The organism is Vibrio sp. A11, assembly GCF_013048705.1.
Classification (GTDB): domain Bacteria; phylum Pseudomonadota; class Gammaproteobacteria; order Enterobacterales; family Vibrionaceae; genus Vibrio; species Vibrio metschnikovii.
In genome coordinates this window covers 227,828-240,493 of record NZ_VHSI01000001.1, presented here as the reverse complement: position 1 = coordinate 240,493, position 12,666 = coordinate 227,828, and the positions used below count along the sequence as shown (strand labels likewise).

The window sequence follows — 12,666 nt, the reverse complement described above, 5'->3', positions numbered from 1 at the left end:
GATGAGTGAGCTGAAATTATACGGCTACTGGCGCTCATCGGCAACGTATCGGGTGCGTCTTGCCTTAGCAATTAAGCAACTGAGTTATCAGCAGTTTCCGGTTGATCTCATCGCTCAAGGTGGTGAGCAACACAGCGAGGTATTTCATCAGCTTAATGCGAGTGAATTAGTGCCAGTGTTAGTTGATGGCGATTTCGTTCTTAATCAATCACTGGCGATTATTGAATATCTTGATGATCATTACCCGCAGCCGCGTCTTATTCCTGTCTCAGGTGAGGCAAAATACCGTGTGTTGTCGCTAGCTCATGATATTGCAATGGATATTCATCCATTAAATAACCTAAGGGTTTTACAATATTTATCACAAAACCTTGCTGTTGATGAGCCCAAAAAAACGCAGTGGTATCAACATTGGATAGCAGTAGGTTTTCGCGCCATTGAAGAAAAGCTGACTATAAGTGCAGGGCAATATTGTATCGGCGATGCACTTTCTCTGGCGGATATCTGCCTGATACCTCAAGTGTATAATGCGGAGCGCTTTGCCGTTGACATGAGCCTTTATCCAAACATCATGCGTATTACCAATACGCTGCGTGAGCGAGCTGATTTTCACTCAGCCGCACCGGAAAGCTGCCGCTGAGTGAAGTGTTTAACTTAGGATGATTAAGCGATAGCTCGCTGAGCTAATGAGGTAGGGCATAAGCGCTTCCCTTGTTCATCAAACAGATGCAGGTTATCTATGTTGATCGATAGGTTAAGTGTTTGATCAATATCTACATTCATTTCAGGTGTTACCGCAATAAAATCGCTGAGTTGAGTTAACCCAGCGATTTTTCCATGCACCAATTGATTGGGACCAAGTGGTTCAACGACACTGATTTGTAAGCGTAAATTCAGAGCGTTTTCACTGCTCGAAAGTCCAGCATGCTCAGGACGAATACCTAGGGTTAATGATGGAGCGCTGAGTTGTTGATAGTGCGGTAGATAAATTTTTTGATGACCAACCTGTAAATAGCCGTTATCGAGCGTTGCGGGGATAAAGTTCATTGCAGGGCTACCGATAAAGCTGGCTACAAAGGTGCTGGCGGGTTGGTGGTAAACTTCTTTTGGGCGACCGACTTGTTCAATTTTTCCTTGGTTTAAGACCACAATGCGATCGGCTAATGTCATCGCTTCTACTTGATCGTGGGTGACATAGACACTGGTCACGCCGAGTTTGCGTTGCAGTTTTTTTATCTCTAAGCGCATATGCGCGCGTAACGCCGCATCGAGGTTGGATAGTGGCTCATCAAATAAAAACAGCTGCGGATCGCGGACAATCGCGCGTCCCATTGCGACACGTTGACGTTGACCACCAGACAGTTTGGCGGGTTTGCGATCTAAATACTCTTCAATTTTGAGGGTTTGAGCGACGTGATTAATTTTTTCAGCGATGGATTTTTTATCCACCCCACGATTTTTTAAGCCATACGCCAAGTTATCGTAAACGCTCATATGAGGATAAAGAGCGTAGTTTTGAAATACCATCGCAATATCACGTAGCGCAGGTTTTTCGTTATCCACTCGGCGACCGGCTAGATGGATTTCTCCACTGTTGATGGGCTCAAGCCCAGCAATCGAACGTAGAATTGACGATTTACCACAACCTGATGGTCCAACTAAAACGATGAATTCGCCCTCATTAATTGACAAATCAACGCCTTTAACTGCTTGATGACCATTTTCATAGGTTTTGACTAACTGTCTGATATCCAACATAACATTGTCCAGTTTTTGTGGTGAGGTTGGGGTGACTAAATGCATAGAGTTATTTTTCACTTTCGACTAATCCTTTAACAAACCAGCGTTGGAAAATGACCACGACGAATACCGGCGGCAGCATGGCTAAAATCACCATGGCGAACGCGTAGTCATAACGTGGTAAACGAGTTTCATTAATATTATTGAGAATTTGTTTAATGCCCATCACGATGGTGTTGTATTGCTCATCGGTGGTCATCATGATGGGCCATAAATACTGGTTCCATCCTACGACGAACATAATGATGAAAATGGCGGCGATCATGGTTTTCGATAGCGGCAGTAATACGTCGATGAAGAAACGAATCGGTCCAGCATTATCGAGCTGTGCTGCTTCCATCAATTCATCTGGAATCGTTTTAAAAAACTGACGAAAGAAAAAGGTTGCAGTAGCCGAGGCAATCAAAGGCAAGATAAGCCCTGTATAACTATTGAGCATTCCTAGGCTTGAAACGACTTCATAAGAGGGGATGATTCGCACTTCTAACGGTAATAAAAGTGTGACAAAAATAAGCCAAAACCAGAAGCTGGCATAAGGCAGCCGGAAATAGACCAAAGCGTAAGCCGCGATCATCGAAACCAAAATTTTCCCGATCGCAAAACCCAGCCCCATGATCATCGAATTGGTGATCATCGATTGCGCGGTAATATTGCCCGAAAATCCGTGGCTTTTGTGCCACGCTTCTTTATAAATAGCCAAAAATTGATCGCCCATTCCCCACTGCAAACCTTCACTGATGATGGTGTTGGGATGATGAGTCGAGCTGGCAAAAATGAGCCAGATTGGCACTAGCATAAATAAGGCTCCGGTGATCAAAATTAAGTGATCGAATAGGTTATTACTTTTCATTTTGCTTCCTTGGATATAAAACCTTAATAATGAACACGTTTTTCAACCACACGGAACTGGATAAACGTCAGCCCGAGAACGAGCAGTAATAAGATCACAGATTGTGCTGAACTGCCGCCTAAATCCGCCCCAACAAATCCATCACGGTATACCTTATAAACCAAAGACGTTGTTGAACCTCCTGGCCCGCCGTTGGTCATGGTATCGATCACGCCGAACGTATCGAAAAAGGCATAGGTGAGGTTAATCACTAAGAGAAAAAATCCGGTTGGGGCAAGCAAAGGAAAAGTAATGGTCCAAAAGCGTTTGGCATCACTGACGCAATCGAGTGTTGAGGCTTCTTTAACGGCATAAGAAATGGACTGTAATCCGGCGAGAAAGTAGATGAAATTGACGGAGACCTGTTTCCATACGGAAACCAAAATCAATGCGAAGGTTGCATCAAACGGATTGGTTTGCAGGCTAAATTGCCATCCAAACATCGCAAAAAGATCCGTTAATAGGCCAATGTGGGGGTTAAACAAAAAACCACCGATAATTCCGGCTATCGCAGGAGCGACGGCATAAACCCAAGTTAAGCTAACCTTGTACGCTCCTTGACCATGAATGATGTTATCTGCTTTGACCGCCAGTAGCAGAGCGATGGCGAGTGATAAAAAGGAGACCACGATAGAAAATAGTAAAGTGAAGCTCAGCGATTTCAAATATTCATGGGATTGAAACAGCATCTGATAGTTTTCAAAGCCAATAAAAGTAGAGGACATTCCCCACGGGTCTTCCAGCATAAAGGAAAGATAAATCGCTTTTGCGGCCGGATAGAGAAAGAAAATCGCGATAATCACCATTTGCGGAGCTAACAGCAAATAGGGTAAAGGAGTGTGAGAAAATTGTTGTCGACGTTCCACGGTTATTTCCAGTCATAAAAAATCGTGCTGAAGAGTGCGGCTATCTTCGCCGTACTCTTCAATGAGCGAGACTCAAGCGACGAAACGTCGGTTTGAAGTCTGTTGTAATCAACGAGCGTTATTGCACAGTGCGAGCAAAACGTTGCAGGAGATTTTTACTTTCGTCTTCGACTCGTTTAAGGCTATTTTCTACCGAAGAGCGTCCAGCAAAAATATTGTCGAATTCACGGTGCATGACTTCACGTATTTGCGGATAGAAACCTAAGCGATAACCTTGTGTCCATTCACCGGAAGGTAGACTTAGCTGTTTTACGCCCACTTCTGCATCGGGATAGGTTTGATAATAGCCTGAGGCTTTGGTTAGGCTATAAGCGGCATTGGTGACGGGTACATAACCGGTCGATGTGTGCCAATTCATCTGTACTTCAGGCTGAGTAAGATAAGTAAAAAAAGCCGCGACGGCATTTTCTTCTTCTTTAGTATGACCACTTAAAGCAAACAGAGCGGCGCCGCCAATAAAGGTATGAGTGCCTTCAGCGTTTAATTTTTCCCAATGTGGTAAGTAGGTTGTGCCTAACTCAAACGGGACTCTATCGCGCAGCCCACCGAAGGAACCTGATGAGCCCATCCACATCGCCACTTCTTGGCGTTCAAAAGGCGTTTGGTTGGCATCCCAGTTACTTCCGTAATATTTGAAGTAGCCCTTATCTGACCATTCTTTAAGTTTATTAAAATGCATCAGCATATCTTGTGAATTAAACATCAGCTGTGATGAAAGAGAGGCATAGCCATTGTGCTGATCAGAGAGCGGCAAGTTATGACGAGATTTGAAGTTTTCAAACATAATCCATGGTGTATGCGATTGTGAAAAAGTAACGTAACCTTTTGCTTTTAGTTTTTCGGCTAAGACTTCAAGTTGTTCATAAGTTTGTGGCGCCGTAGCTCCAACTTTATTTAAAATATCTTTGTTGTAATACAGAACGGGAGTGGAACTATTGAAGGGCATACCAACCATTTTGCCTTTATTGTCCGCATAGAAATTACGCACGCCAGATAGATAATCTTGAGCATTAAATGAGTAACCGGCATTAACCAGAATATCTTGTACAGGTTTTGCAACGCCTGGGACATTCATAATGGTTGCGGCTCCCGCATCAAACACTTGGAGAATATGCGGTGATTGACCTGCACGAAATGCAGCAATGCCTGCGGTTAAGGTTTCGGTATAGTCTCCTTTGTAGATAGGAGTGATGGTATAGTCCTTCTGCGCGGCATTAAAATCTGCTGCAAGTTGGTTGACTGATTCTCCCAGTTGCCCTCCCATTGCGTGCCACCAAGTGATTTCGGTCGCAGCAAGAGTGTGTCCAGAAAAAGTGGTTGCCATCAGACCCGCTAGCCATAGCTTGTGCATTGTATTTCCCTTAATTATATAAAGTTGGAGTTAACATAGTGGTTCGCTGAATAGGGTGGCGGTCAAATATTTCAATTTAATGTAATGTTTGTTTCACTTTGATTTTGTTCTGGTTTGTTTTTTGTAATGCGCCACAGATAACATTTTTGTTGATTTTTTGTTTATTTATTGTTTCTTTGAGTGGTATGGTTAGTCTTCTTGCCTTCAGGACCGACCAGTTAGAGTATTTGTGAAAATTCATACCCTTCGCGGCCATATCCAAAATTTATATTTGGTTGAATATCCAGATAGGCTGATGCTATTGGATGGAGGATGTCGCGCCGATGTGTCTCTGATACTGGATTACATTACTGACCAATTAGGGCGCTCAGTTAGCGAACTTAAGGTGGTGGTGGTCACTCATATGCATCCTGATCATGCTGGTGGTGCGCACTTATTGCGGCGTAAAACCGGCTGTAAGATAGTCTCTGGTGCGCAAGCGGGTCATTGGTATCAAGGTGGGCTAGGGATCGTGATGTTTTGGGCTGATTTAGCTTTAGCGCATTGGATGGCAAAGCGTTTAGGTAAGCCAAGGCGTCGTTTATGGTTTCCTCGTAAATTACGTGCGGATCATCAATTAATGGACGGTGAAGCGATTCCTGGGTTTTCTGAATGGCAAGTTTTAGAAACGACAGGACACACCGATAGAGATATCTCTCTCTTTCATCCACAGCAAAGTATTTTGTATGTCGCCGATTTGATCGTCGAAGTAAAAAAACAGCTGATCTCTCCTTTTCCTATTTTTTTTCCCAAACAGTATCGTCGTTCGGTTGCGCGGGTATATCAGCTCAATCCGCAGCGTTTATTGCTGGCTCATGGTGGCGAAGCCATCCTTGATGATCATGCCTATCAACATTTGATGGATACCACACCAATCACGCCCGCCACCCACTGGCGAGTAGTAAAAATCAAACTTAAGCGTTTTCTGTTTACCCCGTTAGCTCATTTGTTTCCTCGTTGATATCCCCTTCCAACTTAAAGCAGCGGTGTTGGCTACCTTCGTTCACCCCAATCACGTCGTTTGCCTATGCTCATGGGGATTTACTCACTTGCCGCCTACCTGCAACTTTCAGCCGTTTGGGCATAGTGGGTTGAGCTTTAGTTTGATCTTCATATCACCCACACCATCGACAACAATCCTGAATTCACCCATCTGGCACACTTTTCTCAGTGGTAATAGATAACTTTATCTACTTATCCGAGTTGGTAATGTTAAATCAATTCCATTATTTGCGTAGTTGATATCTGACTGCTACTTTTTAATTGAGCCTTATTTTGTTATGCGCCTAAGTGCTTTTTGGTGTTGATGGGTTGGTTGTAACAGATAAGCTCTCTAATAATAATCATAATTTTACGTTAGTTCGGCATAGGATAACTGCACATATGTTAGCGCTCAGGCTTGTTCCTCTATTCATGCCTGCCCTAGTGTTATCGGGCATGGTTGTGATCTATTCGAGTTTACCTTTATACATCAGCGCGTTGCTGGTATTGGCTTCCATTGCCAGCCTTAGCTACGTCGCTTGGAATTATGAATCGTACATTCAAACCGTCAAACAGCAAAAAAAACAAATTGAACACCTCTCGGCGTTACAGGAGTCTCAATTAGAGTCCTATCACTCGTTAGAGCCCCTGTTTATCGAATCATTACCCGTCTGGGCACGACATATTGATTCCGCTAATCAACATCTAACCGATTCAGTTTCAGAGTTGAGCCAGCAGTTTTCTCAACTGGTCGAGCGGCTCAGTCATACCTTGTCTCTCACCGGAGTGAACAGTCACGGTAAAGAGCAATCGGTAACGGAAGAAATTCATCAATGTCGTAGCATGCTTAACAATGCGGTAGATGCGCTACGGGCTGGGCAAACACTAAGACAGCAAGTATTGAGTGAGATGCGTGAATTAATGAAATACACCACATCACTGAAAAAAATGGCTGGAGAAGTGGTTGGTATCGCAGATAAAACCAATTTATTAGCCCTCAATGCCGCGATTGAGTCCGCGCGAGCTGGAGAAGCGGGAAGAGGCTTTGCCGTGGTTGCCGATGAAGTGCGTGGTTTATCTCAACAATCAAGAGAAACCGCGAGCAAGATGACAGAGCAAGTGAATAGCGTTAATGCTGCTATCGAGAAAGCCTGTGAAATGGTTGAACAGGTTAATAAAGATGAAACTGAGCAAATGAATAACACCGAGCAATGCATTGATGAGGTTATCAACCATTTTCAGCACATAGTGCAAACGTTAGATGAACAAGCTCAAGGGCTCACTGAAGATGCCCAACAAGTCAAAGAGACGGTGACACACGTGATCATTCGCCTTCAGTTCCAAGATAGGGTGAGTCAAATTTTAGAGCAAATTACCCGTAATTTAACCGAGTTAGGCGATGCCATTACGTTAGTTCAACAAGATAGAAATCATCCGATTGTCGGACAATTATCGCCGCAAAAATGGCTCGATAAAATGAAGAGTAGTTACACCATGATTGAGCAGCATCAAGTTCATACGGGTAAACAATCTACTCATAGTAGTAAACCAGAAGTGCAATCTGACATTACCTTTTTTTAACGAACAGCAAACCATAAGCAGGGAGGTTTGAGGATGAGTAAAACAATTTTGGTTGTCGATGATTCTGCAGCCATTCGCCAAGTTGTCAGTCTTGCGCTGAAAGGCGCGGGTTACCAAACGATTGAAGCCATTGATGGTGCTGATGCGCTAAGAAAAATTCAAGGCGTTAAAGTCCACTTGGTGATCAGTGACGTCAATATGCCCAATATGGATGGATTGACCTTACTAAAAGAACTGAAAAAACAACCAGCGACCAAATTCACGCCCGTGATCATGTTGACCACGGAATCGGAAGCTTCGAAAAAAGATCAAGGCCGTTTAGCGGGCGCGAAGGCTTGGGTAGTGAAACCGTTTGTGCCAGATCAAATGTTGGCGGCGGTGAATAAACTGATGCCAGCTTAGGAGTTAAGGTATGCAGATCCTCGAAGAAAATGATCAACACGTCAACATTGAGTTATCCGGCGAGTTAACGATTTATCAAGCGCAGGAAATGTATGAGTTTTTGACGCCATGGGTTATGAAGCCGATTGATTTATTGATTGATATTACGCGCATTACTGATCTTGACACCAGCGCGATTCAATTATTAGTAATGGTCAATAAAGCGAAACGAGAGCAACAGCAGCAATGTTTGTTACTGGTAGAGAATCCTTTGTTTATCCAAGTGATGGCTAAATTAGGCGTTAATGCCCTTAACCATAATTTGGCATTGCAGCCCAATACGTAATGCGCGAATAGGAGTATAAACATGGATCCGATGCTGTTGGCTGCACTTGAAACCTATTACACCGAAAGCCGTGAATTATTAGAAGGTATGGAGCTGGATTTACTTGAGCTTGAAGCGGGTAATCATCAAGACTTAAACGAAAGACTCAATGCTATCTTCCGTGCTGCACATACGGTTAAAGGCTCAGCGGGTATTTTTAATCTCGATGCGATTGTCCACTTTACACATAAAGTCGAAAACCTACTTGACCAGTTACGCTCAGAGCAATTGTTATTGACCGATGAAGTGATCAGTCTGTTGTTTCGCTGTCGTGATCATATGCTAACTCTACTCGATGAAGCGCAATTTGAGCAGCAGCATCACGCGGATAGCCAGCAAATCAGTGAAACACTGATCGAACAATTAAACGCGTTTCTTGGCGAGCAACCAGACGTGAAAACCAGTGAGGCACCAATCAAAGACAACGTTCCACCTACGATAGATGCTCAGCGTTTTCTATGGGTAAAGTTTCCGCAAAGTGCTTTACAAGATGGGATGGATCCGCTGTCCTTTTTTGCTTATTTAGCCAAATTAGGCCAAATCGAACAGATTATTTTCGATGACAGTGGCTTACCCCAAGAGTGGGCAGATTTTGACTCAGAAAATTGTTATTTGAGTTGGCAGATAGCGCTCAGTAGTGATGCTCAAGATGAGGAAATTTTGGCGGTTTTCGAATTTATTCGGGACGAAGGTGAGGTGTGTTTATTTTCTGCCAATCAGTGTACTCCGGCCTTACTTGATGAATTACAACAGAAAGGTATGCACAATCTTGAGCATTTTCAAGCCTGTGGCTTACAACTGGATCTTTTGTCTGAGCCGTTGATTGACGCTGAGTCACCGATTGAAGTGCAAGAAGACTCCGATCAATCCATCACTCAAGCTAAGCCAGTTAAATCGGACGCTGCCGTGGCAAAATCAGCGGCGAATGAAACGGTAAATCGCGAACAAAAAAGCTTGCGTGTTGATGCAGAAAAGCTCGACACGTTAATTAACTTGATTGGAGAGTTGGTCACCGCTGGAGCGGGCTGCGCTTTACAAGCCAGCAGTCATGCCGATAGCGCAATGCAAGAATCGGTCTCTCGGCTCAATGGCCTATTAGAAGAAGTCAGAGATGCGGCATTAAAGTTAAGAATGGTACCGATTGGCAATACGTTTATCCGTTTTCAACGGGTCGTACGCGATGTTGCTAAAGAGTTAGGTAAAGAGATCCAACTTGATATTCATGGCGGAGATACTGAGCTTGATAAATCGGTGGTCGAGAAAATCGGTGACCCGCTGATGCACCTGATTCGTAATGCCATGGATCATGGCATTGAAATGCCTGAGAAAAGGCGAGAGCAAGGCAAAAATCACTCAGGACAAATCACCTTAAATGCCTACCATGATTCAGGCAACATCGTATTGGAAATTATCGATGATGGTAAAGGACTTGATGCTGAAAAACTGCGTTTAAAAGCCATTGAAAAAGGGTTGATTGATGAGCACTCGGTATTGACCCGAGATGAAATGTATCAATTGATTTTTGAACCGGGTTTTTCTATGGCGCAAGAGGTTTCTAATCTCTCGGGACGAGGGGTTGGCATGGATGTGGTGCGTCGAAACATCAATGAATTACGTGGTCGAGTCGAGATAGAAAGTGAGCTATCGATTGGCACCACAGTCCGTCTAATTTTGCCATTAACTCTGGCGATCATCGATGGGTTCTTAATTGAAGTCGGTGATGAAGAGTTTGTTGTACCTCTTGATGCAGTTAAAGAGTGCGTAGAGCTGCATCACCCAGTGACCAAGCAAGGGGTAAAAGTCAGCAGTCACCTTAATTTGCGCGGCAGCGTTTTACCACTGATTGATTTACGCAAACAGTTCAACTTAAGTAAGCAAGCGCCTCGTCGGCAAAATGTGGTTGTTGTACAAACCGGTGGGCAAACGGCTGGATTGGTGGTTGACCGATTATTGGGCGAGTTACAAACCGTTATTAAACCGCTCGGACCTATTTTTGAGAATATCCAAGGGATCAGTGGCTCTACTATTTTAGGGAATGGGGATATTGCCTTGATTTTAGATATTCCTGGTTTAACGCAGCAAATGATTCAACAAGAATCACAACAATTTGCGCTGCATTAATATCGACAGCGCACAAGGTATCAGATTAAGCGCATAATGCGCGTCACCGCTATAAGGAATCTGGCAATGTTTAAGGATCTATCAGTAAAAATTAAGCTCAGCCTACTCATTGGTTTGTTAGGTGTGTTATTAATCGGTGTTGGTTCGGCTGGCTTATATGGCATGAGCAAAATGGTTGATGGATTGAGAAGTGTTTATCTTGATCGAACCATTCCGATTGGTCAGTTAAACGATATTAAAGTTCGTTTCTTACAAAATCGGATTGCAATGGCATTTGCTCAGTTGTATCCCGATGATGAGAATATCAACGCTCAAGTCAAGAACGTAGAAGATAACTTAAAAGTGATTGATCAAATCTGGTCTCGATACATCACGACGACGTTAACCGAGGAAGAAGCTCGCTTGGTCAATCAGTTTCAGCGCGACAATAAAATCTTCATTGAGCAAGCCATTGAACCGACATTGACTGCATTAAGAATGGGGGATATTGCAACTGCCACCTCATTGGCATTGGAAAGGGTTCGACCTTTATATCCCCCGGTTGCTCAGTCTTTGGATCTATTGGTTGATTTGCAAATTCAAGAAGCAGCAGCGGAATATAATAGAGAAAGTACATTGTATGAAACGCTACGTTTGGTCTCCATCTCTTCGATAGCAGTTGGACTGATTTTGGCTTTCAGTTTCGGAATTGCTTTAATTCGGGGAATTTGTGGCCCATTAGAAAAAGCGGTCCATCTATCTCAAGAGTTGGCGAAGGGCAACTTAACCACCAAGCTAGAAGCAACCAGTAAAGATGAAATGGGGCGTTTGCTCGATTCCATGCAGCAAATGGTTCGTAAGCTATCTAGTATTGTCGGTGAAGTGAATGGGGCAAGTAATGCATTGGCTTCTGCGTCAGAGCAAGTCTCAGCGACGGCGCAAAACTTAAGTCAGGGTGCGAGTGAACAAGCGGCGAGTGTTGAAGAAACCACCTCTTCAATTGAAGAAATGTCAGCCTCTATTGCCCAAAATACTGAAAATGCCAAAGTAACTAACGGGATTGCCAGTAAAGCGGCTTTAGAAGCCCAAGAAGGCGGCAACGCGGTGGGCAAAACAGTGGCCGCAATGAAATCAATAGCAGAAAAAATCAGCATTATCGACGACATCGCTTATCAAACCAACTTGCTGGCTTTGAATGCAGCGATTGAAGCGGCTCGGGCTGGTGACCACGGTAAAGGATTTGCTGTTGTGGCGGCAGAAGTAAGAAAACTGGCCGAGCGCAGCCAAGTGGCTTCGCAAGAGATTGGTGAAGTGGCGAAAAATAGCGTTGCCTTGGCAGAGCAAGCCGGAAGTTTGTTAGAAGAGATTGTCCCTTCGATCCAAAAGACCGCTGATCTGGTACAAGAAATCAACGCGGCATCTATGGAGCAAGCCACGGGTGCATCACAAATTAATCAAGCGATGGAACAACTCAATAGTGTCACGCAACAAAGTGCATCAGCATCCGAAGAGTTAGCCTCCACGTCCGAAGAAATGAGTAGCCAAGCTCAGCAGTTACAACAATTGATGACCTTCTTTAAGACCGATGAGCGACAAGTGAAATTGGCGAGTAAAAAACAGCAACCCTCTGCCAAATCATCGCCTGAAGCCTCAAGAGTCACTCAAGACGATGATGATTCGGACTATGTACGTTTTTAGGAGAATCGTATGATGGGACAGTTAGCGACACCCAACTTGGCAACCAGTATCAACGATCAGCAATATTTAACCTTTCTGTTGAACGGAGAGATGTATGCGTTTGCGATACTTAATGTCAAAGAGATCCTCGAATACGGAAAAGTAACCCCGATCCCTCGTATGCCTAAATTCATTCAAGGGGTGATCAACTTACGTGGTGAAGTGGTTCCAGTGATTAATTTGGCACATCGCTTTCAAATAGAGGCTCGCGCGATCACGAAACGAACCTGTATTGTGATTATTGAAGTCGATACCGATGATCAGCGCCAAGATTTAGGGGTGCTGGTGGATAGCGTGTCAGAGGTGATTGATATTCCGATGAGCGATATTCGTGCTGCGCCGGCTTTTAGTTGTCAGATACGGACAGATTTTATCCGCGCGATGGCTCAGTTACAGGATAACTTTGTCATCATTCTCGCGGAAGATAAAGTGCTATCGGTTGATGAGCTCGCTATGGTTGATAAAGTAGCCAAGGAACTCGGTAAGAGCTAAGAGG

General features: G+C 44.0%; 12 protein-coding genes. 8 read left to right on the top strand and 4 right to left on the bottom strand.

Features of this window, described 5'->3' with window-relative positions; translation table 11 throughout:
• Position 1: 1 nt before the first annotated feature.
• Complete coding sequence (gene maiA, locus FKQ60_RS01050) at positions 2 to 640, top strand: maleylacetoacetate isomerase (protein WP_154168118.1); 639 nt, start codon at positions 2 to 4, stop codon at positions 638 to 640.
• 23 nt (positions 641 to 663) lie between these two features.
• On the opposite strand, the gene ugpC is transcribed toward maiA, so the two are convergent.
• From ugpC to FKQ60_RS01030, 4 genes are all read right to left on the bottom strand, one after another.
• Positions 664 to 1,758: a sn-glycerol-3-phosphate ABC transporter ATP-binding protein UgpC gene (gene ugpC / locus FKQ60_RS01045; protein ID WP_170905967.1), complete on the bottom strand. Its 1,095-nt coding sequence runs from the start codon at positions 1,756 to 1,758 to the stop codon at positions 664 to 666.
• A gap of 49 nt (positions 1,759 to 1,807) precedes the next feature.
• Entirely contained in the window at positions 1,808 to 2,650 is an 843-nt protein-coding gene (gene ugpE, locus FKQ60_RS01040; RefSeq protein ID WP_158138483.1) for a sn-glycerol-3-phosphate ABC transporter permease UgpE, read from the bottom strand.
• Between the two features lie 23 nt (positions 2,651 to 2,673).
• A complete protein-coding gene (locus FKQ60_RS01035) occupies positions 2,674 to 3,555 on the bottom strand; it encodes an ABC transporter permease subunit (RefSeq protein ID WP_004395223.1) in 882 nt (293 codons plus the stop codon).
• A 118-nt stretch (positions 3,556 to 3,673) separates the two neighbouring features.
• Complete coding sequence (locus FKQ60_RS01030; protein ID WP_158143857.1) at positions 3,674 to 4,966, bottom strand: extracellular solute-binding protein; 1,293 nt, start codon at positions 4,964 to 4,966, stop codon at positions 3,674 to 3,676.
• Positions 4,967 to 5,195: 229 nt separating this feature from the next.
• Between FKQ60_RS01030 and FKQ60_RS01025 the strand changes: the two genes are divergently transcribed.
• The 7 genes from FKQ60_RS01025 to FKQ60_RS00995 all read left to right on the top strand — a co-directional run bounded on the left by FKQ60_RS01025 (position 5,196) and on the right by FKQ60_RS00995 (position 12,662).
• Positions 5,196 to 5,966, top strand: a complete 771-nt coding sequence (locus tag FKQ60_RS01025; protein WP_170905870.1) for an MBL fold metallo-hydrolase — start codon at positions 5,196 to 5,198, stop codon at positions 5,964 to 5,966.
• A gap of 422 nt (positions 5,967 to 6,388) precedes the next feature.
• A complete protein-coding gene (locus FKQ60_RS01020) occupies positions 6,389 to 7,567 on the top strand; it encodes a methyl-accepting chemotaxis protein (RefSeq protein WP_161438439.1) in 1,179 nt (392 codons plus the stop codon).
• Between the two features lie 33 nt (positions 7,568 to 7,600).
• Complete coding sequence (locus tag FKQ60_RS01015; protein WP_004395227.1) at positions 7,601 to 7,969, top strand: response regulator; 369 nt, start codon at positions 7,601 to 7,603, stop codon at positions 7,967 to 7,969.
• Between the two features lie 10 nt (positions 7,970 to 7,979).
• Positions 7,980 to 8,294 (top strand): STAS domain-containing protein, encoded by a 315-nt coding sequence (locus FKQ60_RS01010; RefSeq protein WP_170905869.1) that lies wholly within the window; start codon positions 7,980 to 7,982, stop codon positions 8,292 to 8,294.
• A gap of 21 nt (positions 8,295 to 8,315) precedes the next feature.
• Positions 8,316 to 10,454 (top strand): chemotaxis protein CheA, encoded by a 2,139-nt coding sequence (locus FKQ60_RS01005; RefSeq protein WP_170905868.1) that lies wholly within the window; start codon positions 8,316 to 8,318, stop codon positions 10,452 to 10,454.
• 66 nt (positions 10,455 to 10,520) lie between these two features.
• Positions 10,521 to 12,131: a methyl-accepting chemotaxis protein gene (locus tag FKQ60_RS01000; RefSeq protein WP_170905867.1), complete on the top strand. Its 1,611-nt coding sequence runs from the start codon at positions 10,521 to 10,523 to the stop codon at positions 12,129 to 12,131.
• A gap of 9 nt (positions 12,132 to 12,140) precedes the next feature.
• Positions 12,141 to 12,662 carry a chemotaxis protein CheW gene (locus tag FKQ60_RS00995; RefSeq protein WP_110166926.1) on the top strand — a complete coding sequence of 174 codons (522 nt, stop codon included), beginning with the start codon at positions 12,141 to 12,143 and terminating at the stop codon, positions 12,660 to 12,662.
• The last annotated feature ends 4 nt before the right edge of the window (positions 12,663 to 12,666 follow it).

What these genes read in the sequence shown, in the direction of transcription:
- ugpE (WP_158138483.1), bottom strand. Translation starts at nt 2,650, where the DNA reads ATGAAAAGTAATAACCTATTCGATCACTTAATTTTGATCACCGGAGCC.
- FKQ60_RS01015 (WP_004395227.1), top strand. Translation starts at nt 7,601, where the DNA reads ATGAGTAAAACAATTTTGGTTGTCGATGATTCTGCAGCCATTCGCCAA.
- maiA (WP_154168118.1), top strand. Translation starts at nt 2, where the DNA reads ATGAGTGAGCTGAAATTATACGGCTACTGGCGCTCATCGGCAACGTAT.
- FKQ60_RS01010 (WP_170905869.1), top strand. Translation starts at nt 7,980, where the DNA reads ATGCAGATCCTCGAAGAAAATGATCAACACGTCAACATTGAGTTATCC.
- FKQ60_RS01000 (WP_170905867.1), top strand. Translation starts at nt 10,521, where the DNA reads ATGTTTAAGGATCTATCAGTAAAAATTAAGCTCAGCCTACTCATTGGT.
- FKQ60_RS01030 (WP_158143857.1), bottom strand. Translation starts at nt 4,966, where the DNA reads ATGCACAAGCTATGGCTAGCGGGTCTGATGGCAACCACTTTTTCTGGA.
- FKQ60_RS01005 (WP_170905868.1), top strand. Translation starts at nt 8,316, where the DNA reads ATGGATCCGATGCTGTTGGCTGCACTTGAAACCTATTACACCGAAAGC.
- ugpC (WP_170905967.1), bottom strand. Translation starts at nt 1,758, where the DNA reads ATGTTGGATATCAGACAGTTAGTCAAAACCTATGAAAATGGTCATCAA.
- FKQ60_RS00995 (WP_110166926.1), top strand. Translation starts at nt 12,141, where the DNA reads ATGATGGGACAGTTAGCGACACCCAACTTGGCAACCAGTATCAACGAT.
- FKQ60_RS01020 (WP_161438439.1), top strand. Translation starts at nt 6,389, where the DNA reads ATGTTAGCGCTCAGGCTTGTTCCTCTATTCATGCCTGCCCTAGTGTTA.